General features: G+C 74.8%; 14 protein-coding genes and 1 pseudogene. 9 read left to right on the forward strand and 6 right to left on the reverse strand.

The window, feature by feature from the left end:
* Positions 1–3: 3 nt before the first annotated feature.
* The 3 genes from AC3D3D_RS08090 (at position 4) to AC3D3D_RS08100 (ending at position 3,393) form a co-directional block, all read left to right on the forward strand.
* Positions 4–1,398: an NAD(P)/FAD-dependent oxidoreductase gene (locus tag AC3D3D_RS08090; protein ID WP_463663120.1), complete on the forward strand. Its 1,395-nt coding sequence runs from the start codon at positions 4–6 to the stop codon at positions 1,396–1,398.
* A complete protein-coding gene (locus AC3D3D_RS08095; RefSeq protein ID WP_463663121.1) occupies positions 1,391–2,632 on the forward strand; it encodes an NAD(P)/FAD-dependent oxidoreductase in 1,242 nt (413 codons plus the stop codon). Before AC3D3D_RS08090 ends, AC3D3D_RS08095 begins: the two co-directional genes overlap by 8 nt.
* A 116-nt stretch (positions 2,633–2,748) precedes the next feature.
* A complete protein-coding gene (locus AC3D3D_RS08100) occupies positions 2,749–3,393 on the forward strand; it encodes a CatB-related O-acetyltransferase (RefSeq protein ID WP_463663122.1) in 645 nt (214 codons plus the stop codon).
* A 111-nt stretch (positions 3,394–3,504) separates the two neighbouring features.
* Here the strand turns inward: AC3D3D_RS08100 and AC3D3D_RS08105 are convergent, their stop codons facing one another.
* Positions 3,505–4,641, reverse strand: coding sequence for a glycerate kinase (locus AC3D3D_RS08105; RefSeq protein ID WP_463663123.1), 1,137 nt, complete (start codon positions 4,639–4,641; stop codon positions 3,505–3,507).
* 40 nt (positions 4,642–4,681) lie between these two features.
* Positions 4,682–5,905 carry a VIT1/CCC1 transporter family protein gene (locus AC3D3D_RS08110; RefSeq protein WP_463663124.1) on the reverse strand — a complete coding sequence of 408 codons (1,224 nt, stop codon included), beginning with the start codon at positions 5,903–5,905 and terminating at the stop codon, positions 4,682–4,684.
* A gap of 71 nt (positions 5,906–5,976) precedes the next feature.
* On the opposite strand from AC3D3D_RS08110, the gene AC3D3D_RS08115 reads away from it, so the two are divergent.
* The 3 genes from AC3D3D_RS08115 to AC3D3D_RS08125 all read left to right on the forward strand — a co-directional run bounded on the left by AC3D3D_RS08115 (position 5,977) and on the right by AC3D3D_RS08125 (position 7,707).
* Positions 5,977–6,411 carry an organic hydroperoxide resistance protein gene (locus AC3D3D_RS08115; RefSeq protein WP_463663125.1) on the forward strand — a complete coding sequence of 145 codons (435 nt, stop codon included), beginning with the start codon at positions 5,977–5,979 and terminating at the stop codon, positions 6,409–6,411.
* A 27-nt stretch (positions 6,412–6,438) separates the two neighbouring features.
* Complete coding sequence (locus tag AC3D3D_RS08120; protein WP_463663126.1) at positions 6,439–7,056, forward strand: MBL fold metallo-hydrolase; 618 nt, start codon at positions 6,439–6,441, stop codon at positions 7,054–7,056.
* 75 nt (positions 7,057–7,131) lie between these two features.
* Positions 7,132–7,707: a DUF4287 domain-containing protein gene (locus tag AC3D3D_RS08125; protein WP_463663127.1), complete on the forward strand. Its 576-nt coding sequence runs from the start codon at positions 7,132–7,134 to the stop codon at positions 7,705–7,707.
* Between the two features lie 6 nt (positions 7,708–7,713).
* Here AC3D3D_RS08125 and AC3D3D_RS08130 read toward each other — a convergent pair whose 3' ends face one another.
* From AC3D3D_RS08130 to AC3D3D_RS08140, 3 genes are all read right to left on the reverse strand, one after another.
* A complete protein-coding gene (locus tag AC3D3D_RS08130) occupies positions 7,714–8,949 on the reverse strand; it encodes a GNAT family N-acetyltransferase (protein WP_463663128.1) in 1,236 nt (411 codons plus the stop codon).
* Between the two features lie 123 nt (positions 8,950–9,072).
* On the reverse strand, positions 9,073–10,104 hold the full coding sequence (locus AC3D3D_RS08135; protein ID WP_463663129.1) for an endonuclease/exonuclease/phosphatase family protein: 1,032 nt from the start codon (positions 10,102–10,104) through the stop codon (positions 9,073–9,075).
* A gap of 162 nt (positions 10,105–10,266) precedes the next feature.
* Positions 10,267–10,920 carry a TetR/AcrR family transcriptional regulator gene (locus AC3D3D_RS08140; protein ID WP_463663130.1) on the reverse strand — a complete coding sequence of 218 codons (654 nt, stop codon included), beginning with the start codon at positions 10,918–10,920 and terminating at the stop codon, positions 10,267–10,269.
* Positions 10,921–11,035: 115 nt separating this feature from the next.
* Between AC3D3D_RS08140 and AC3D3D_RS08145 the strand changes: the two genes are divergently transcribed.
* Both AC3D3D_RS08145 and AC3D3D_RS08150 read left to right on the forward strand, forming a co-directional pair.
* On the forward strand, positions 11,036–12,634 hold the full coding sequence (locus AC3D3D_RS08145; RefSeq protein ID WP_463663131.1) for an MFS transporter: 1,599 nt from the start codon (positions 11,036–11,038) through the stop codon (positions 12,632–12,634).
* Between the two features lie 2 nt (positions 12,635–12,636).
* Positions 12,637–12,873: pseudogene (locus AC3D3D_RS08150) on the forward strand (WhiB family transcriptional regulator); the annotation flags it as partial.
* A 38-nt stretch (positions 12,874–12,911) separates the two neighbouring features.
* On the opposite strand, the gene AC3D3D_RS08155 reads toward AC3D3D_RS08150, so the two are convergent.
* Complete coding sequence (locus AC3D3D_RS08155) at positions 12,912–14,093, reverse strand: endonuclease/exonuclease/phosphatase family protein (protein ID WP_463663132.1); 1,182 nt, start codon at positions 14,091–14,093, stop codon at positions 12,912–12,914.
* Between the two features lie 179 nt (positions 14,094–14,272).
* On the opposite strand from AC3D3D_RS08155, the gene hrpA reads away from it, so the two are divergent.
* Complete coding sequence (gene hrpA, locus AC3D3D_RS08160; protein WP_463663133.1) at positions 14,273–18,688, forward strand: ATP-dependent RNA helicase HrpA; 4,416 nt, start codon at positions 14,273–14,275, stop codon at positions 18,686–18,688.
* Positions 18,689–18,700 lie beyond the last annotated feature (12 nt).

Raw genomic sequence — 18,700 nt, forward strand, 5'->3', positions numbered from 1 at the left:
ACCATGACCGACCAGGTCTACGACGTCGCCGTCATCGGCGCCGGGGTGGTGGGATCGGCCATCGCCCGCGACCTCGCCGGGACCGCGAGCAGCGTCGTCGTGCTCGACGCCCGCGACGACGTCGGCGAAGGCACCACCAAGGCCAACACCGCGCTCCTGCACACCGGCTTCGACGCGAAGCCCGGCACCCTCGAGGCCCGGCTGGTCGCCCGCGGCTACGAGCTGCTCACCGAGTACTGCGAGCAGACGAACATCGGGCTGCGCCGCACCGGCGCCGTGCTCGTGGCCTGGGACGAGGAGCAGGCGGACTCGCTGCCCGAGCTCCAGGCCAAGGCGGAGGCCAACGGCTACCACCGCACCGAGATCATCGGCGCCGAGGAGGTCTACGCCCGGATCCCCTCCCTCGGTCCCGGCGTCACGGGCGGCCTGACCGTCCCCGACGAGGCCGTCATCGACGCCTGGTCCGTCCCGCTCGCCCTCGCCACCGAGGCCGTCGCCCGCGGCGCGACCTTCCTGCGCGAGCACCGCGTCGGGTCGATCGAGGTGGGCGGATCGACGACGACGATCCGCACCGACCGCGGCGACGTCACCGCGCGCTGGGTCGTCAATGCCGCGGGCCTGGGCGCCGACGCGATCGACGCGATGCTCGGGCACGACCGCCTCGAGGTCCACCCCCGCAAGGGCGAGCTGCTCGTCTACGACAAGCTCGCCGCCGAGCTGGTGGACACGATCGTGCTCGCCGCCCCGTCGAAGGCCGGCAAGGGCGTGCTCATCAGCCCCACCATCTTCGGCAACGTCATGCTCGGCCCCACCGCCGAGGACATGACGGACAAGGCCGACACCTCCACCAGCGAGGACGGTTTCGCGTTCCTCCTGGACAAGGGGCGGCGCATCATGCCCGCCCTGCTCGAGGAGGAGGTCACCGCCTCCTACGCCGGGCTGCGCGCGGCCAACAACCAGTCCGACTACCTCGTCGAGGTCGAGGCCGAGAGGCGCTACGTCATCGCCGCGGCCATCCGCTCCACCGGGCTGACCTCGGCGCCGGCGGTGGCCGAGCACGTCCTCGGCCTGCTCGCCGAGGCCGGCGCCGACCTCGACCTCACCTACCGCACCGACCTGCCCGACCCGCCGGTCATGCCGCCGCTGGGCGAGCACCAGGTCCGCCCGCACGCCGACGAGGCGGCCATCGCCGCCGACCCCGCCTACGGCACCGTGGTGTGCTTCTGCGAACGCGTCACCCGCGGCGAGATCCGCGACGCCCTGACCTCCACCGTCCCGCCCTGCAGCCTCCAGGGGCTGCGCCGCCGCACCCGCGCCATGAACGGCCGCTGCCAGGGCTTCTACTGCGGCGCCGAGGTCGAGCGCCTCTTCGAGAACCGGGAGAGCCCCGATGCCTGAGCTCCTCACCCCCACCGTGGCGATCGTCGGCGGCGGCCCCGCCGGCCTGTCCGCCGCCGCCCGCCTCGCCCCCGAGCTCGACCAGGTGGTCGTCCTCGACCGCGAGCAGCAGGCCGGCGGCATCCCCCGCCACTCGGACCACCCCGGCTACGGGATCCGCGACCGGAAGCGCTTCATGTCCGGCCCCGCCTACGCGCGCACGCTGGTCGACGAGGCTCACGCGGCCGGCGCCCAGCTCCTCACGGGCTGGACGGTCACCGGCTGGGCCGACGACGACACCCTCGTCGCCACCACCCCCCGCGGCCGCGTCCTCGTGCGCCCCGACGCGTTCTGCCTCGCCACCGGCGCCCGAGAACGCCCCCGGACCGCCCGGCTCGTGCCCGGCACCAGGCCCGGCGGCGTGCTCACCACCGGTCAGCTGCAGAACCTCGTGCACGTCCAGCACCGCGAGGTCGGGAAGCGGGCCGTGGTGATCGGCGCCGAGCTGGTCAGCTGGTCCGCCGTGATGACCCTCGCCGAGGCCGGCTGCCGCACCGAGGCCCTCATCTCCGAGCACCCCGTCGGCGAGTCCTACTCGCTGTTCCGCGGGCCGGGGAAGGTCCTGTTCCGCACCCGCGTGGAGACCTCCACCCGCGTGGTCGCCATCCAGGGGCGCGGCCGCGTGACCGGCGTCGAGGTCGAGGACCTGCGCACCGGGAACCGCCGCGTGATCGACTGCGACACGGTGGTCTTCACCGGCGACTGGGTGCCGGACAACGAGCTGGCCCGCATGGCCGGCGTCGAGCTCGACCCCGGGAGCCGCTCGCCCGCCGTCGACGCCTCGGGCCGCACGAGCAAGGCGCGCGTGTTCGCCGTCGGGAACCTCACCCACCCGGTCGAGACCGCCGACGTCGTCGCCCTGGAGGGCCACCACGTGGCCGGCCGCATCCTCGACCACCTGCGCCGCCGCCCCACCCCCTCGACGAGCGTGCGGCTCGTCGCCGAGTCCCCGCTCCGGTGGGTCTCGCCGTCGCGCTGGTCGCCGCACGACGGCGACCCCGCCCGACGCCGCCTGGTCGCCTGGGTGGACCGGCTCATCCCCCGGCCCGTGGTCACCGTGACGCAGGACGGGCGCGAGGTCGCGCGCAGGCGGCTGGCCTGGCCCGCGGCCCCGGGGCGGGCGTTCCGCATCCCATCGGCCATGCTCGACGGCGTGGACGCCGGGGGCGGTGAGGTGCGGATCGCGGTGGGCTGACGCGTCGCCCGGTCCGCGCTCGCCGCGAATCCGGTTGGCCGACCCGCCCCACCCCCCTAGTCTCGACGGATGTCGACGACGGAGCAGGCGGCCGGCCGGAACGGTACGGGTCACCCATGAGCCACGTCCCGGATCCCACCCACCGCCATCCCACCACGCGTGGCGACCTGACGAACGTGGTGTTCCTGCGGCCCACTCTGACCACCGGGCTCGTCGAGGCGGGAGGCTTCACCTACCACGACGACGAGGGCGACCCCACGCCGTTCGAGCAGGCCAACGTCCGCTACCTCCACGGACCCCAACGCCTCGTGCTCGGCCGATTCTGCGCGATCGGTCCCCGCGCGACGTTCGTCATGCCCGGCGGCAACCACCCCACCGTCGGCCCGTCGACCTACCCGTTCACGATGTTCGGCGGCGACTGGACGGCTCGCACGCTCGATGCCTTCCAGGGGATCGAGCAGCCGGGCGACACGGTGGTCGGCAATGACGTGTGGATCGGGCGGGAGGCGATGATCCTGCCGGGCGTGCGGATCGGCGACGGCGCGATCGTCGGTGCCCGGGCCGTCGTCACGAAGGACGTCGGGCCCTACGAGGTGGTCGCCGGCAACCCCGCCCGCGTGGTCCGCACGCGGTTCTCCGCCGAGGAGATCGACACCCTGCTGCGCGTGCGCTGGTGGGACTGGCCCGTCGAGACGATCACCGAGCACGCCGCCACGATCATGACCGGAACCCCCGAGGAGCTTGCGGCGCTCGCCCCCTGAGGGCGCCCACGGCAGGCAGCCGTCTCACTGTGAGACACCGTGCCGGCTCTGTCTCACAGTGAGACACCGGGTCCACCTCGTCTCACTGTGAGACAGCCGCGCGCCCTCGCCTCAGGACCGGGCGCGCCCCGCGGCGAACAGACGGGTGACCATGGTGCTGGCGCGACGCAGGTTCGTCCCGCCCTCGGCGAGCGCCGTGGACAGGTCGGTCACACCGGGCACGATCGGCACGAGCGCGGTCACGCCGTGCTCGAGAAGGACCGCCGCGTCGTCGGCCACGCGCCCGGCGAGCACGACGGCGGGCACGCCGGCGGTTGCCGCCACCAAGGCCACCCCGGCCGGGGTCTTGCCGTAGAGCGTCTGGGCGTCCACGGACCCCTCGCCGGTGAGCACGAGGTCGGCGCCCGCCACGGCCTCGGCCAGGCCCACCGTCTCCACGACGAGCTCGACGCCGGGGCGCATCGAGGCGCCGAGGAACCCGATGAGCGCGTAGCCCAGCCCGCCGGCCGCCCCCGCGCCGGGCGCCTGCGCAGCCCCACCCTCGTCGGCGTGGCCGGCCACCTCGGCCACGCGCGCGAGGATCGCGTCGAGCTCGGCGACCTGCGCGGCGTCGGCGCCCTTCTGGGGGCCGAACACGGCGCTCGCCCCGCTCTCGCCCAGCAGCGGGTTGGTCACGTCGCAGGCGGCCTGCACGCGCACGCCCGCGAGGCGCGGGTCGAGCCCGGCGACGTCGATCGAGGCCAGCGCGGCCAGCTCGCGCGGGGTGGTGCCGAGCTCCGCCCCGTCGGCGTCGAGGAAGCGCAGGCCGAGCGCCCGCAGCATGCCGGCGCCGGCGTCGTTGGTGGCCGAGCCGCCCAGGCCGACGACGATCTCGCCGACCCCCTCCTCCAGCGCCGCGAGCACGAGCTCGCCCACGCCGGTGGAGTCGGCGCCCATGACGTCGCGCTCGGCCGGGTCGATCATGCCCAGCCCGACGGCGGAGGCCACCTCGAGGACGGCGCGCCCCTCGGCGACGGCGATCCGGCCGGTGACCTCGCGCCCGAGGGCGTCGTGGACAGGGACCTCGACGATGCGGGCGCCCAGCGCGGCGGCGAGGGAGTCGGTGAAGCCCTCCCCGCCGTCGGACATGGGCAGCTCGACGACCTGCGCGTCCGGGACGGCGTCGCGTACCCCGTCCGCCATGGTGGCTGCGGCGTCGGCCGCCTCGATCGACTCCTTGAACGAGTCGGGTGCCACGACCACGCGCATACGACAGCTCCTTCGTCATGTCGGACCTCAACCGGCGCGGTCAGCCTACGGCGCCGCCGAACAGCAGACCGAGGATGTACGTCACGGCGGCCGCCCCGTAGCCGATGGCCAGCTGGCGCAGCGCGCGCGGCAGGGGTGCCGAACCGGAGAGGACGCCGACCGTCGCGCCGGTGGCCAGCAGGGCGAGGCCCACCAGCACGCTCGCCACGACGACGGCGAGGATCCCGCTCATGCCGAACAGGTAGGGCAGGACGGGGATGATCGCTCCCGAGGAGAAGAAGAGGAAGCTCGAGCCGGCCGCCTGCCAGGCGGTGCCGATCTCCTCGTAGTCCGCGCCGGCGTCCCCGGCGGCGTCCGGGGCACCCGTGGCGCCGGATCCGGTGTCCGGGGCACCGGTGGACTCCGTACCCGCACCGGCAACCGCACCCGCGCCGGCCCCCTCGGCCGCACCCGGCGCCGTCGGACGCCCGTGCTCCCCGGCCGCCCCGCCCGGCCCGGCACCGTGCGCGGCGAGGACCGCGCGGGCGTGCGCGTCGGCCTCGTCGGCGGGCATGCCGCGGGCGCGGTAGAGCAGGGCCAGCTCGTTGGCGTCGACGTCGAGCGCCGGGACCACCTCCGCGCTGCGGGTGGTCGGCCGGGAGGATTCGAGCAGCTCGCGCTGGCTGCGCACCGAGACGTACTCCCCCGCGCCCATCGACAGGGCCCCGGCCAGCAGGCCGGAGATGCCGGTGGCCAGCACGATCGAGGTCGACACCCCGGTCGCGCCGATGCCCAGCACGAGCGCGAGGTTGGAGACCAGGCCGTCGTTGGCGCCGAACACCGCGGCCCGGAAGGTCCCGGACATGCGCGCCCGCCCGCGGGCGGCGAGCGCCCGCACCACCTCGCCGTGGACGCGCTCGTCGGCGGCCATCTGGTCGGTGGCGTCGTCCTCGTCGTCGTAGGCGGAACGCATCTCCGCACGCTGGGCGAGCGCGAGGACGAACACCGAGCCGAAGCGGCGGGCGAGCCACGCCAGGAGGCGCCCCCGCAGCGAGGCACGCCCGGGCCTGCCGGCGTGCGGCCCGAGGAGCTCGACCCAGTGCTGCTGGTGGCGCTTCTCCGCGTCGGCGAGGCCGAGCAGGATGTCCCGCTCCTCGCCGGATCGGCGCGCGGCCAGGTTGCGGTAGACCGCCTCCTCGGCCCGTTCCTCGGCCAGGTGACGGCGCCACCGGCGCAGCTGGGCCGGCTCGGGCGCGGAGCGGTCCTCGGGGTGCGTGGTGGTCACGGGGCCCCATTGTGCGCCGACTCGCCGGGCACTGGTTGCGGGTCCTGCCCATCGGTGATGGGCTGGCTCACATGGCCAACACACCTGAGAAGATCGTGTACACCGCCACCGCCACCAACACCGGTGGCCGCACGGGTTCCGGCAGGTCCGAGAACCCCACGCTCGAGCTGACGTTCACCTCCCCCAAGGAGATGGGCGGCAACGGCGAGGGCACCAACCCCGAGCAGCTCTTCGCCCTGGGCTACGGCGCCTGCTTCACCGGCGCGCTGGGCCTGGCCGGCAAGGAGAAGAACGTCGACACCTCCGCGGCGACCGTCGTCACCAAGGTCGGGTTCGGCCCCGAGGGCGAGTCCTTCGCCCTGACCGTCGAGCACGAGGTGCACATCCCCGGCCTCGACCTCACCGAGGCGCAGGCCGTCGTCGACCGCACCCACGAGCTGTGCCCCTACTCCAAGGCCACCCGCGGCAACGTGCCGGTGACCGTCACCGCCGTCGAGTCGGTCTGACGCCGAACGTCTGAGGAAGGCCCCGCCATGTCCATCCAGGTCGAACGGCACGAGATCGTCGGGACCGGACCCGACGGCGGGGCCTTCCCCAACAACACCTACCTCGTGGGCGACGAGAGCGCGGTCCTCGTCGTCGACCCCGCCCACGACGCCGACGCCGTGCGCGCGTGCCTCGGCGGCCGCACCGTGGTGGGCATCCTTCTCACGCACGGGCACTGGGACCACGTGGGCCCCGTCCCCGAGCTGGCCGCCGAGTGGGGCGTGACCCCGCGCCTGCACCCGGCCGACCGTTTCCTCCTCGAGCGCACCCACGAGCACTGCCCCACCGAGGACCTCATCGACGGCGAGGTGCTCGAGGTGGCCGGCGCCCGGGTCACCGTGGCGCACACGCCCGGCCACACGCCCGGCGCGTGCTCCTTCCTCGTGCCCGACGCCGCCACGGTGCTCACCGGCGACACCCTCTTCCCCGGCGGCCCCGGCGCCACCCGCTGGGACTACAGCGACTTCGGCCAGGTCATCCGCTCGATCCGCGAGCGCCTCATGACCCTCGACCCGTCCTGGACGGTGGCACCCGGGCACGGCGACCCGACCACCGTGGGGGCCGAGGCCGGCTCGGTCGACGCCTGGGAGGCGCGCGGCTGGTAGCGCGCGGCCCGGTCGGAGCGCGGGTCGTGGTCCGCCGTCCGGCCCGCGTGCGGCGCGGCTTGTAGTGTGGCTCACATGTCCTCCGGAGCACGCCCCCTCGACCGGTCCGTCAGCGACGAGAAGGTCCGGGAGTCCACCGGCCGCGGCCGCGAGGAGTGGTTCGCGCTCCTCGACGAGGCCGGGGCCACCGGCTGGGACCACACCCGCACGGCCACGTGGCTGCGCGAGGAGCACGACGTCGACGGCTGGTGGGCGCAGGGCGTGACGGTATCCTACGAGCAGGCCCGCGGACTGCGGGAGCCGGGCCAGCGCCGCGACGGCGCCTGGGAGGCCTCCGCCTCGAAGACGCTCTACGTCTCCGCGCAGAACCTGTGGCCCTACCTGGCCGAGAACCACACCCGCGAGCAGTGGCTCGACCTGCACGTCACGCCCACCGGCGCCACCGAGCCGACCTCCGTGCGGCTCAAGGCCCGCGACGGCACGAAGATCACCCTGCGCATCGACGAGCTCGCCCCCGGCGCGGACGGTCGGCAGAAGGTGCGCCTGTCCGTCCAGCACACCGGGCTGGAGTCCGGGGACGCCGTCGCCGAGCGCAAGACATTCTGGAAGGACGCCTTCGCCACGCTGGCGGACCGCCTCTCGGAGACCTGAGCCGGTTCAGTCCACCCGCCCCTGCCAGGCGCCGGTCAGCGAGGCCAGCTCGAAGCCGACGGCGTGGTTGACGTCGAGCATGTGCCGGTTCTCGAAGGCGTTCCACGTGTGGATCCGCTCGACGCCGGGGTGCTGCTCGAGCAGCGCGAGCTGGTTGGCGAGCTTGACCACGGTGCCGATCCGGCGGCCACGGTGCTCCTTCATGACGATCGTGTCGTCCTGCCAGGCGGCGGGCCGGCCCAGGGGGATCGTCAGGCGCGTGAAGCCGACGAGGACCCCCGTGCGGGAGTCGCGCACCGCCGTCGTGAGGAAGGTCCGGTGCCCGGAGGCCAGCTGCGCGGCCTCCGAGGTGCGCACCCGCTCGGCGTCCCAGGCCTCCTCCTGCCAGTCCAGCCCGCCCAGGGGCACGTCGGTGCTCATCCGCCGCATGAGCTCGGCGATGTGCTCGCGCTCCTCGGGCGGGGTCGCGCCGGCCCAGGTGACGACCTCGTCGCCCTCGGCGGCGAAGGTCAGCGCCTCGGCCAGGGCGGCGCGCCACTGCTCGGCCCGACCGGCCACGTGGACGACGGAGTGGCGCTCGATCTGCTCGAGGACCAGGCCGCGGGAGAGTGCGAACCGGGCCGGGAGGTCCAGGGCGACGGCGCCCTCGCTGCGGGTCGGCTCGATCCGGTCGGTCGCGCCCTCGGGCGACGCGTGCTCGACCCAGCCCTGCGCCAGCGTGCGGCCCGCGCCGCGCGCGAGGGCGACGGCGGCGTCCCACAGCGCGGAGCCGGTGCCGCGGCCGCGGTGCGCGGCACGGACGAAGATCTCGACGCCGAAGCTGTCGGTGTTGTCCAGCTGGTCGAGCGCGAGGCCGGCGTAGCCGATGACGTCGTCGGCCGCCGGCGTGGGGTCCTCCCCCGCGGGGACGCCGGCCGGGATCGCGGGCAGTCCGTCACCGGTGTGCGCGGCGGCGATCCGCTCGGCCACCGGGCCGCGGACGGCGAGCACGTTCTCGCGGTGCACCGCGCTGCGGTCCGCGAAGGTGCGCAGGCGCGTCTCGGGGTCGCCGAGAAGGTCCTGGTCACCGAGGATCTCGAGGAGGAACTCGCCGTCGATCTCGGTCACCGCGCGGTAGGCCGCGCTCGGGACGACGCCGGCGTCGAGCTCGGCGGCGCTCGGCGCGGCCACCGTGAGCAGGTGGACGCCGGCGGGCAGCCCGGCGGGGCGACCGGTGGCGGTGATGGGGTCGGCGCTCGTCACCTCGGAAGCGTGGCACCGCGGCCCCCGGCGCGCCCACGGATTTTTGGGCGACGCCGGGCCGCGGGGGCCGGACTGTCGGTCGGGCCGCGACGTCGGGCCTCGACGCCTGGCCGGGGGTCGCGCTCAGCCCACCGGCTCGACGCGGACGACCAGCGCCCGGTGCGAGGCCCGCCCGACGTCGAAGACGGCGCCCTCGGCGACGGTGTAGCTGGCCTCGTCGACGAGGATCCGGTCGATCGGGGAGCCGAAGAACCACGGGATGTCCGCGGGCCAGGTCCCCACGGCGCCGAGGCCGGCCTCCTGCGCGCCGTCGATGCAGCGGCCGAGGTCCCGGGCCGGGCCGTGATCGACCGTGGCGTTGAGCCCGCCGGCGACCACCACCGGTCCGGAGCCGGTGCGGCACCAGGTCAGCGCCTCCCCGACCTGCGTGCGCCAGACGTCCATCGCGTCGGGGCGCGGGGCCGTGGGGTGCACCGCGACGATGGTCGGCCCCACCCCGGAGGTCGGGCGCAGGGCGAGGACCTCGGCGGTCGGCTCGGCGTCGACGGGGACGTAGGCGCCCAGGGAGTCGGCCAGCAGTACCGAGGTCGCCCCGCGGTCCTCGGTGGCCGAGCCCGCGCCGTGGGCGGTGAACGGATGCCCGTCCTCCGTCAGCGTGGCGGCGAGCGCCTGCGCGTCCTCGGCGAGCATCTCGGGCAGGACGACGACGTCGACACCCTGGGCGATCACCGGTTCGGCCAGCTCCTCGCCAGAGACGTCGCCCTCCTCCATGTTGATCGTCAGCACCGTCAGGGCGCCGTCGGGGACGGCCGCGGTGTCGTCCGTCCGGCTGATCGAGGTCGCCGCGGAGGTGCCCCGGTCGAACATCACCACCAGGTGCGCGACCGCGACGACGAGGAAGATCCCGCCGAGCACCATCGCGCCGGCGCCGGCGCGGATGAGCTGGCGCCGCACGAGGCCGATGATGAGGAACACGATGCCGATGACGGTCAGCGTGAGGACGAGCCAGCCCTTGAGCGCCACGACCTGGGCCACGGGGGTGACCCCGGAGATCCCCTCCAGCGGGGGGATGATCCGGCCCGGAAGCTCGGGGGCGAGGGTGAGGGCGGCGAGCAGGCCGAGCACGGCGACGACCACCCAGATGACGATGCGCACCGGCCCAGTGTCGCGCAGGAGGCGGCGGTGGCCTACTCACCGGAGGCTCTCGAACGCGTCACGCCCCCGCCCGAGGCGGGTGCTGTTCGTGCCCGCTGCGGGTGCGGCTCGGCGTCGCCGGCCGTGCGGCCCGACGTCGCCGGGGGCGCGCCGTGGCGCGGGTCAGCAGTGCGCCGCGCCGTCAGGGTGCGGGCTCGCGAGGGAGCGACTGTGCTCGACGAGCGCGTCGTAGTCGAGGGCCGCCCCGCGCAGCAGCGCCGTCACGACGCTGTCGGCCTCCACGTTGCTCTGGTGCTCCCCCGCCAGGACGCGGAAGTGGGTCAGCGAGGCGACGATGTCCAGCAGCAGCTCGACGTCGACGTCCGGGCGCAGGTCACCGCGCTCGACCGCCCGCCCCAGCGTGGTGCGGACCGCGCCGCGGGTCGGCTCGATCGCCACCTGCAGGTAGCGCTCGCGCAGGTCAGGGTCCTGGGCGCAGTCGGCGTACAGGGCGGTGAAGACCTCGGGCGCGATGGTGCGGTAGAGGTCGAGGTAGAGGGTCAGGGCGTCGCCGACGTCGCACAGCGTGCAGCCGTGGTCCGGCGGCGTCGGGCTGCTCAGGCGGCCCTCGATCGCCGCCAGGACCAGCTCCGCACGGCTCGAGTGACGGCGGTAGATCGCGGGCCGGGACGTGCCGGCCCGCCGGGCCACCTCGCCGAAGGTCACCCCGAGGTAGCCCTCCTCGTCCAGCAGCTCGAGCGTCGCGGCGGTGACGGCCTCGTCGATCTGGGCATCGCGCGGGCGGCCCGCTCCCGAGGAGCTCGCGGTCGCGTTCATGGCGACATCGTAGTCGATTGACATTACGGGTCGAACTGTAACTAAACCCCTTGTGGTGCGTTCCGGAGGCACTTAGCGTGACATGACGTCACGTAATCAATCCTGAGGAGAGCGCATGACCTCCCCCACGACGAGCCCCACCTGGCGCCACTGGGCCGCGCTCGTCCTGCTCGGACTGCCCCTGTTCATGATGGCGACTGACATCACCGCGATCTTCCTGGCGATGCCCGCCGTCGCCGCCGATCTCGCCCCCAGCAGCACCCAGATGCTCTGGCTGGTGCACGTCGGCGAGCTCGTCGCGGCAGGCACGCTCATCACGATGGGGTGGCTCACCGGACGGGTCGGGCCGCGCACGATGCTCCTGCTCGCGCTCCTCCTGTACGGGATCGGCTCCGCGCTCGCGGCGTACGCACCGACCGCCGAGGTGCTGCTCGTCGCCCGGGTCCTCATCGGGCTCGCCACCGCCGCGGTGACCCCCGCGGCCCTGGCGATGCTCCGCCACCTGTTCACGAGCTCCCGGCACCACGGCATCGCCTTCGCCGTCGTCATGGGCGCCTTCCCCGTGGGTGCCGCCCTGGGGCCGCCGTTGACCGGGGCACTGCTGGAGCACTTCTGGTGGGGGTCCGCCTTCCTCGTCAACGTCCCGGTGGCCGCCCTCGCGCTCGCCGGCGGGCTGGCGCTCTTCCCGCGCACCGACGAGAGGACGTCCGACCGGATCGACCTCACGAGCGTGGTGCTGTCGATGGCGGCGATCATGCTGGCCGTCTTCGCGCTGCAGGAGATCGCCGACCAGGGTCTCACCCTCGCCTACGGGCTGGCCGTCGGCGCGGGGCTCGGGCTGGGCGCAAGGTTCGTCCGGCGTCAGCGACGCATCCCCAACCCGCTGCTGGACCTCGACCTGTTCACGATCCGCGTCCTGCGCGTGGTGACGATGTTCTTCCTCCTCGCGCAGGCCATCTTCATGGCGGCCGACTTCATCCTCGTCCAGTACCTGCAGGTCGTGCAGGGAATCTCCACCGCCACCCTGGGGCTCGTCATGGTCGCCCCGGGCGTCGCGGCGATCGGCTCGACCGCACTGACACCGGCGCTCACCCGGCGCTTCACGCCACGGGCCGTGATGACCGCGAGCATGAGCATCGGGCTGATCGGCACCGCCGTCATCGTCGTCGCACTCACGACGCGTCCTGACCTGGCCCTGTTCGCCACGGGGATGACGGTCACCTCGTTCGGGATGAGTCCGGCGATGGTGCTCGGCGCCCAGCTCATGGTCACCGCGGTGCCGCGGCAGCAGACCGGTCCGGCGGTCGCGGTCCAGGACATCAGTGCGAGCCTCGGTGCGGCGGGTGGGATCGGCCTGCTCGGCAGTCTCGCCGCGATCGTCTTCGGTCGCGGCGTGCATGCCCGAGCGCCCGACGCCGTCCCACCCGTCGACCTGGCGAGCGCCGCGGAGAGCCCCGGCGCGGCGGTGGCCGTCGCGGGGGAGCTTCCCGACGCGAGCGCGGGAGCGGAGCTGCTGCGCGTCGTCGACGTCGCCTGGACCGAGGGAACCGTGGCCGCCTACGCCGCGGCGCTCCTCCTCGGCGTCGCCACGATCGTCCTCCTCGTGCGCGGCCTGCGCGGGGTCGAGCTCCCCGACGACGACGAGACCGCCGACGAGGGCCCCGACGAGCCGGCGACCGACGACGCGGCGGCGCCCGCACGGAGCACCCCGTGAACCTGCCCTGCGAGGCCCCCGGCCAGGCCGACCTGTGGTTCGCCGAGCACGAGGCGGAGACCGAGCGCGCCAAGGCGATGTGCCGCACCTGCCCGATCCTGCGCGAGTGCTTGGCCGGCGCGCTCGAGCGCCAGGAGCCCTGGGGCGTGTGGGGCGGCGAGGTGTTCGCCGGCGGCGTGGTCATCGCCCGCAAGCGGGGCCGCGGCCGGCCGCGCAGGAGCGTGAGCCCGGCCGCCTGAGCGGGGCGGCCTGGACAGGGCCGCCGGAGCGGGCATGTCTAGCTGCCGCCGGTCAGGCGCAGCTCGGTGACGACGGCGCGGTGGTCCGATCCCCCGACCTCGTCCACGCTCCCCGCCGCCCCGCGCAGGCCGCCCGCGACGAGCACGTGGTCGATGACCGAGCCCGCCCAGGTGGGCCACGACGCCGGCCAGGTGGCGATGCCGCCGATGCCCGCGTCCAGGCCGGCGTCCTGGCAGGGCCCGCGCCCGTCGGCGACGCCGGACAGCGTCCGGTGGTCGACGCTCATGTTGAGGTCGCCGGCGATGACGGTGGGGCGCCGGGCCCGCTCGCACATGGCGACCAGGCCGAGGTTCTCCGCGCGCCAGTCGGTCATGTTGCCCCGCACCGGGGGCAGCGGGTGCGCCGCGACGAGCACCGGCTGGTCCGGGTCGGACCCGGTGGGCTCGAGGTGCACGCGGCCGAAGCTGCCGATCCCGGCGCCAAGACGCTGCTCGTAGGGCCCCAGGGCGTCGGCGACGACCATCGAGGTGGCCGCGACCCGGCCCTCGCCGTCGGTCCAGGCGGTCCAGCCCTCGCCCGTGTCCTGCTCCAGGAGCGCCTCGATGCGCCCGGCGAGCTCGGCGGAGGTCTCGGGCAGGGCGAGGACGTCCGCGCCGACGGTGGTGGCGTGCTCGGCGACCTGCACCGGGGTCGACGCGCCGCCGAGGGTGTTGAGGGTGAGGACGGTGAAGGACCGTGGGGTCGGTGGTCCGCCGGCGGCGGGCAGCTCGTCGTTCTCGGTGCCGCGGTCCATGAGGGTGAGCCCGTGCGTGGCCCCGGCCAGGGCGGTGACGACGCCGCTGACCAGGAGGACGACCGCGGCGCGGGAGGTGCGCGAGCGGGACGGGGCGGTCGCGGCCGGGAGGTCGGGTTCGACGGTCGCGGTCGTGTGGCCGGCGTCCGCGTCGGTTCCGGCCGTGCCTGATCCGGCGTCCGCGTCGGCGCCGGCCCCGACGCTCGCGTGCCGCCCGTGGGACCGACGCGCGAGCAGGACGGCGAGCGCCACGGCCGCGAGGAGCACCCCCAGGCCGACGAGTCCCGCGGCCAGCAGGCCCTTGAGCGCGACGACCTGGGCCACCGGGATGCGCTCCCCGAGCAGCACCGGTCGCAGGGTGTAGAGCGCGGCCACGGCGGCGAGCGCCGCGAGGACGGCGGCCAGCCGGAGGAGGAACCTGCGCATCCCTCCATCGTCGGCCACGACGTCGTCCCGGTGGTCGCGGGTGGCCGAGCACCTCTCCCCCGCCCGTCCCGACAGGGCCGTCGGCCTGCCCCCGGCCGAACCACGGACCATCCTCTCCCGCCGCCTGCAAGCGGTATCGCGGTGCATCCTGGGGCGGACATGACGAACAATGGGTGCCCGTGACCTCCACCGACCGCGACCCCGCGCCGAGCGCCGACGGCGCCCCCGCGCGCCGTCGCGGCTCTCGGCGTCGTCGGGGACGCGGCGCGGCGGGCGGCGCCGACCGGGTCGCGCACGCCCCCCGTCCCCTCACCCCCGAGCAGGTCGAGCGGCGCCGGGCGGCGGTCCCGGTCATCTCCTACCCGGAGGAGCTCCCGGTCGCCGAGCGCCGCTTCGAGATCGCGGCGGCGATCGCGAGCCACCAGGTGGTCGTCGTCGCGGGCGAGACCGGCTCGGGCAAGACCACCCAGCTGCCGAAGATCTGCCTCGACCTCGGGCGCGGCGTCAAGGGCATGATCGGCCACACCCAGCCCCGCCGGATCGCCGCGCGCTCGGTGGCCGAGCGGCTCGCCTCCGAGCTCGGCGTCGAGGTCGGCAGGCAGGTCGGCTTCCAGGTCCGCTTCACCGACGAGGTCTCCGAGACCTCCCTGGTCAAGCTGATGACCGACGGCATCCTGCTGGCCGAGATCCAGCGCGACCCGATGCTGCGCCGCTACGACACGATCATCGTCGACGAGGCGCACGAACGGTCCCTCAACATCGACTTCCTCCTGGGCTACCTCGCCCAGCTGCTGCCGAGGCGGCCCGACCTCAAGCTCATCATCACCTCCGCCACGATCGACTCCGCCCGCTTCGCCGAGCACTTCGGGAAGGCGGCCGGGATGGACGGGCCGGCGCCCGTCGTCGAGGTGACGGGCCGGACCTACCCGGTCGAGATCCGCTACCGCCCCCTGGTCCCCGACGCCGAGGACGAGCCCGACGACGGCGCGGACGCCGGCCCCACCCCGAGCGCCGGGGCCGCGCACGAGGAGCCCATCGACCAGGTCACCGGCATCCTCGAGGCCTTCGACGAGCTCGAGGCCGAGGGGCCTGGCGACATCCTCGTGTTCCTGTCCGGCGAGCGCGAGATCCGCGACACGCACGTCGCCTTCGCCGAGCACCTCGGGGAGAGGTATATCGAGCCCGGGGGCCGGTCGACCGTGCCCGGGGCGGTGGAGATCCTCCCGCTGTACGCGCGGCTGACCGCCGCCGAGCAGCACCGCGTCTTCGCCCCGCACGCCACGCGGCGGGTCGTGCTCGCCACGAACGTCGCCGAGACCTCGCTGACGGTGCCGGGCATCCACTACGTCATCGACCCCGGCACCGCCCGCATCTCCCGGTACTCCACCCGCACCAAGGTCCAGCGCCTGCCCATCGAGCCGGTCTCCCAGGCCAGCGCCAACCAGCGCTCGGGCCGCTCGGGCCGCATCGCCGACGGCATCGCCATCCGCCTCTACTCGCGCCGCGACCTCGAGAACCGCGAGGAGTTCACCGAGCCCGAGATCCTGCGCACCTCGCTGGCCTCAGTCATCCTCCAGATGGCCGCGCTCGGGCTCGGCGACGTCGCGAGCTTCCCCTTCGTCGACCCGCCCGACACCAAGGCCGTGCGCGACGGCGTGCAGCAGCTCGAGGAGATCGGCGCCCTCGAGCCCGGCTCGACCGAGCTGACCCGCGTGGGCCGGGACCTGGCCCGCCTGCCCGTCGACCCCCGGCTGGGCCGCATGCTGCTCGAGGCGGAGCGGCTCGGCTGCGCCGCAGAGGTGATGATCGTCGTCGCGGCCCTGTCCGTGCAGGACGTGCGCGAGCGTCCCGTGGAGAAGCAGGCCCCGGCCGACGCCAAGCACCGCCGCTTCACCGACGACACCTCCGACTTCCTCGCCTACCTCAACCTGTGGCGCTACCTGCGCACCCTCCAGCGCGACCTGTCCGGCAACCAGTTCCGGCGCACCGTCAAGGGCGAGTACCTCAACTACCTGCGCATCCGCGAGTGGCAGGACGTCGTCGTCCAGCTGCGCCAGCTCGCCAAGCCGCTCGGCCTGCACCTGCGGCCCCTGGCCCTGCCGCCGGCGGGCGAGGTCGACACCCCGGACACCGACCTCGTCGCCGCCACCGTGGTGGGGACGGGTCGCGGCGCGGACGCCGCGAGCGCCGACTCCGTGCACCAGGCGCTGCTCACCGGCCTGCTGTCCAACCTCGGGTCCTACGACGAGCGCAAGCGGGACTACGCCGGGGCGCGCGGGACACGGTTCGTCGTCTGGCCCGGGTCGGGTCTGTCGAAGAAGACCTACCCGTGGGTGATGGCCGCCGAGCTCGTCGAGACCTCGCGGCTGTTCGCCCGCACGGTCGCGCGGGTCAACCCCGACTGGGTGGAGCGGGCCGCCGGCCACCTCCTGCGGCGCACCTATTCCGAGCCGTACTGGTCCACGCGCAACGGGGCCGCCATGGTCAAGGAGCGGGTCCTGCTGTACGGGATGACGCTGGCCGCCGACCGGCCCGTCCTGCTCGGCCGGCTCGGCGAGACCCGGTTCGGGGACGTCACCGCCGCCGAGCTGGCCCGGGAGATGTTCGTCCGCCACGCGCTGGTCGAGGGCCAGTGGCGCACCCACCACCGCTTCGTCACCGACAACGCGGCGGTGCTCGAGGAGGCGCGCGAGGTCGAGGCACGGCTGCGCCGCCACGGCGTCGTAGGGGACGAGGACACCCTGTTCGCCTTCTATGACGAGCGGGTCGGCGCCGAGGCCGTCTCCGCCCGCCACTTCGACACCTGGTGGAAGAGGACGAAGCGGGAGAGCCCGGACCTGCTCACCCTCACCCTCGCCGACCTCGTGCCGGACAACCCGCTCTCCGAGGCCGACCAGCCGTCGACCTGGCGCCAGGGCGACCTCACCCTGCCGCTGACCTACGACTTCACGCCGGGGAGCTGGTCGGACGGCATCACCGTCACCGTCCCGGTCGAGGTGCTCGGCCGCCTGCACCCCGAAGGTTTCGACTGGCTCGTGCCGAGCTACGTCGACGAGCTGGCGGTGGCCACGATCCGCGCCCTGCCCAAGCGGGTGCGCCGCGAGCTCGTGCCCGCCCCGGACGTGGCCCGCGCCGTCGTGGCCGCGATGCCCGACTGGCACGACGCCGTCGCCGCCGCGCCCGGCGACGCCGAGGCGAAGGGCGGCCGGGTCGGCCCCGCCGCGGTGCCGGCCTGGCAGGACGCCTTCACCGCCGCGGTGCGCGAGGTCCGCGGGGTCGAGATCGACGACGCCGCCTGGGACGAGGCCAGCGAGCTGCCCGGTCACCTGCGGATGAAGTTCCGGGTCGTCTCCGCCAAGGGCGCCGTCCTCGGCGAGGGCGACTCGCTGCTCGCCCTGCAGCGCGAGCTGGCCCCCGCCGTCGAGAGCGCGGTCGCCTCGGCGGTGCGCGGCGCCGTCGCGGTGGCCATGGCCGAGGCGCAGGCCGCCGCCGGGGAGGGCGCCGGGGGCGCCCGTGGGTCCGGTGCCGGTCAGTCCGGTGCGCGTGGGTCCGGTGCCGGCGGGCGCGGGGGCCGCTCCTCCGGCGGCCGTGGCGCGGGCTCGGGCTCGGGCTCGGGCTCGGGCTCGGGCGAGGCCGCTACGAAGGCCGCCGACCCCGCGGCGGGGGCCGCTCCCGGGGCCGCGACCGCCGTCGAGCAGGAGGGCCTGACCACCTGGCCGGACGTGCAGGAGGGGACGATCCCGGCCAGCGTGGAGACGATCGGGCCGGCGGGGCTGGTCGTGCGCGGCTACCCCGCACTCGTCGAGGAGGCCACCTCGGTGGCCCTGCGGGTCCTGCCCGACGCCGGTTCCCAGGTCCGCGCGCACCGGCTCGGCGTGCGTCGGCTGGCACTGGCCGCCACGGCGCTGCCCGAGCAGCGGGTGAGCACCCGGTGGGGCGGTCAGGACGCGCTCGCGCTGGCCTCCTCGCCCTACCCGAGCACGGGCGCGCTGGTGGCCGACCTCCAGCTGGCCGCGGTCACCGAGATCGTCGACGACTGGTGCGCCGAGCACGTGAGCGGCGGGGCCGGGCTGCTGCGGGACAAGGGACGGTTCGACGAGCTCGTCGCGCACGTGCGCACGCGGCTCGAGGACCGGGTCTTCGAGCTCGCCGGCACTGTGGTCAAGGTGATGAACGCCTGGCGCGAGCTGCAGGCCACGGTCAAGGACTCGAGCTCGATCCACCTGCTCGGCGCGGTCACCGACGTGCGCGCGGCGGTCGGCGACCTGGTCTACGACGGCTTCGTGGCCGCGACCGGCCCGGACCACCTCGTCCACCTGCCCCGGTACCTCAAGGCCGCCCAGCGCCGCCTCGAGCGGGCCGCGCAGAACGTGCACGCCGACGACGCCGCGGCCTGGCAGGTCCAGGAGATGGTCGACGCCCTCGAGGCGGCCCAGTCCCGCGCCAGCGACGACCCCGACGCCCAGGCGCGGCTGCGCGAGGTGCGCTGGCTCGTCGAGGAGCTGCGGGTCTCCCTGTTCGCCCAGCAGCTGGGCACCCCGGTCAAGGTCTCGACGACGCGGGTGCGCAAGGCCATCGCCGCGGCCGCCGGGTAGGGGCGGGCCGGG

The organism is Georgenia sp. X1117, from assembly GCF_057784635.1.

Bases quoted from the DNA above. Each gene is read 5' to 3' on its own strand.
- AC3D3D_RS08090 (WP_463663120.1), top strand. From the start codon at position 4: ATGACCGACCAGGTCTACGACGTCGCCGTCATCGGCGCCGGGGTGGTG.
- AC3D3D_RS08095 (WP_463663121.1), top strand. From the start codon at position 1,391: ATGCCTGAGCTCCTCACCCCCACCGTGGCGATCGTCGGCGGCGGCCCC.
- AC3D3D_RS08100 (WP_463663122.1), top strand. From the start codon at position 2,749: ATGAGCCACGTCCCGGATCCCACCCACCGCCATCCCACCACGCGTGGC.
- AC3D3D_RS08105 (WP_463663123.1), bottom strand. From the start codon at position 4,641: ATGCGCGTGGTCGTGGCACCCGACTCGTTCAAGGAGTCGATCGAGGCG.
- AC3D3D_RS08115 (WP_463663125.1), top strand. From the start codon at position 5,977: ATGGCCAACACACCTGAGAAGATCGTGTACACCGCCACCGCCACCAAC.
- AC3D3D_RS08120 (WP_463663126.1), top strand. From the start codon at position 6,439: ATGTCCATCCAGGTCGAACGGCACGAGATCGTCGGGACCGGACCCGAC.
- AC3D3D_RS08125 (WP_463663127.1), top strand. From the start codon at position 7,132: ATGTCCTCCGGAGCACGCCCCCTCGACCGGTCCGTCAGCGACGAGAAG.
- AC3D3D_RS08140 (WP_463663130.1), bottom strand. From the start codon at position 10,920: ATGAACGCGACCGCGAGCTCCTCGGGAGCGGGCCGCCCGCGCGATGCC.
- AC3D3D_RS08145 (WP_463663131.1), top strand. From the start codon at position 11,036: ATGACCTCCCCCACGACGAGCCCCACCTGGCGCCACTGGGCCGCGCTC.
- AC3D3D_RS08155 (WP_463663132.1), bottom strand. From the start codon at position 14,093: ATGCGCAGGTTCCTCCTCCGGCTGGCCGCCGTCCTCGCGGCGCTCGCC.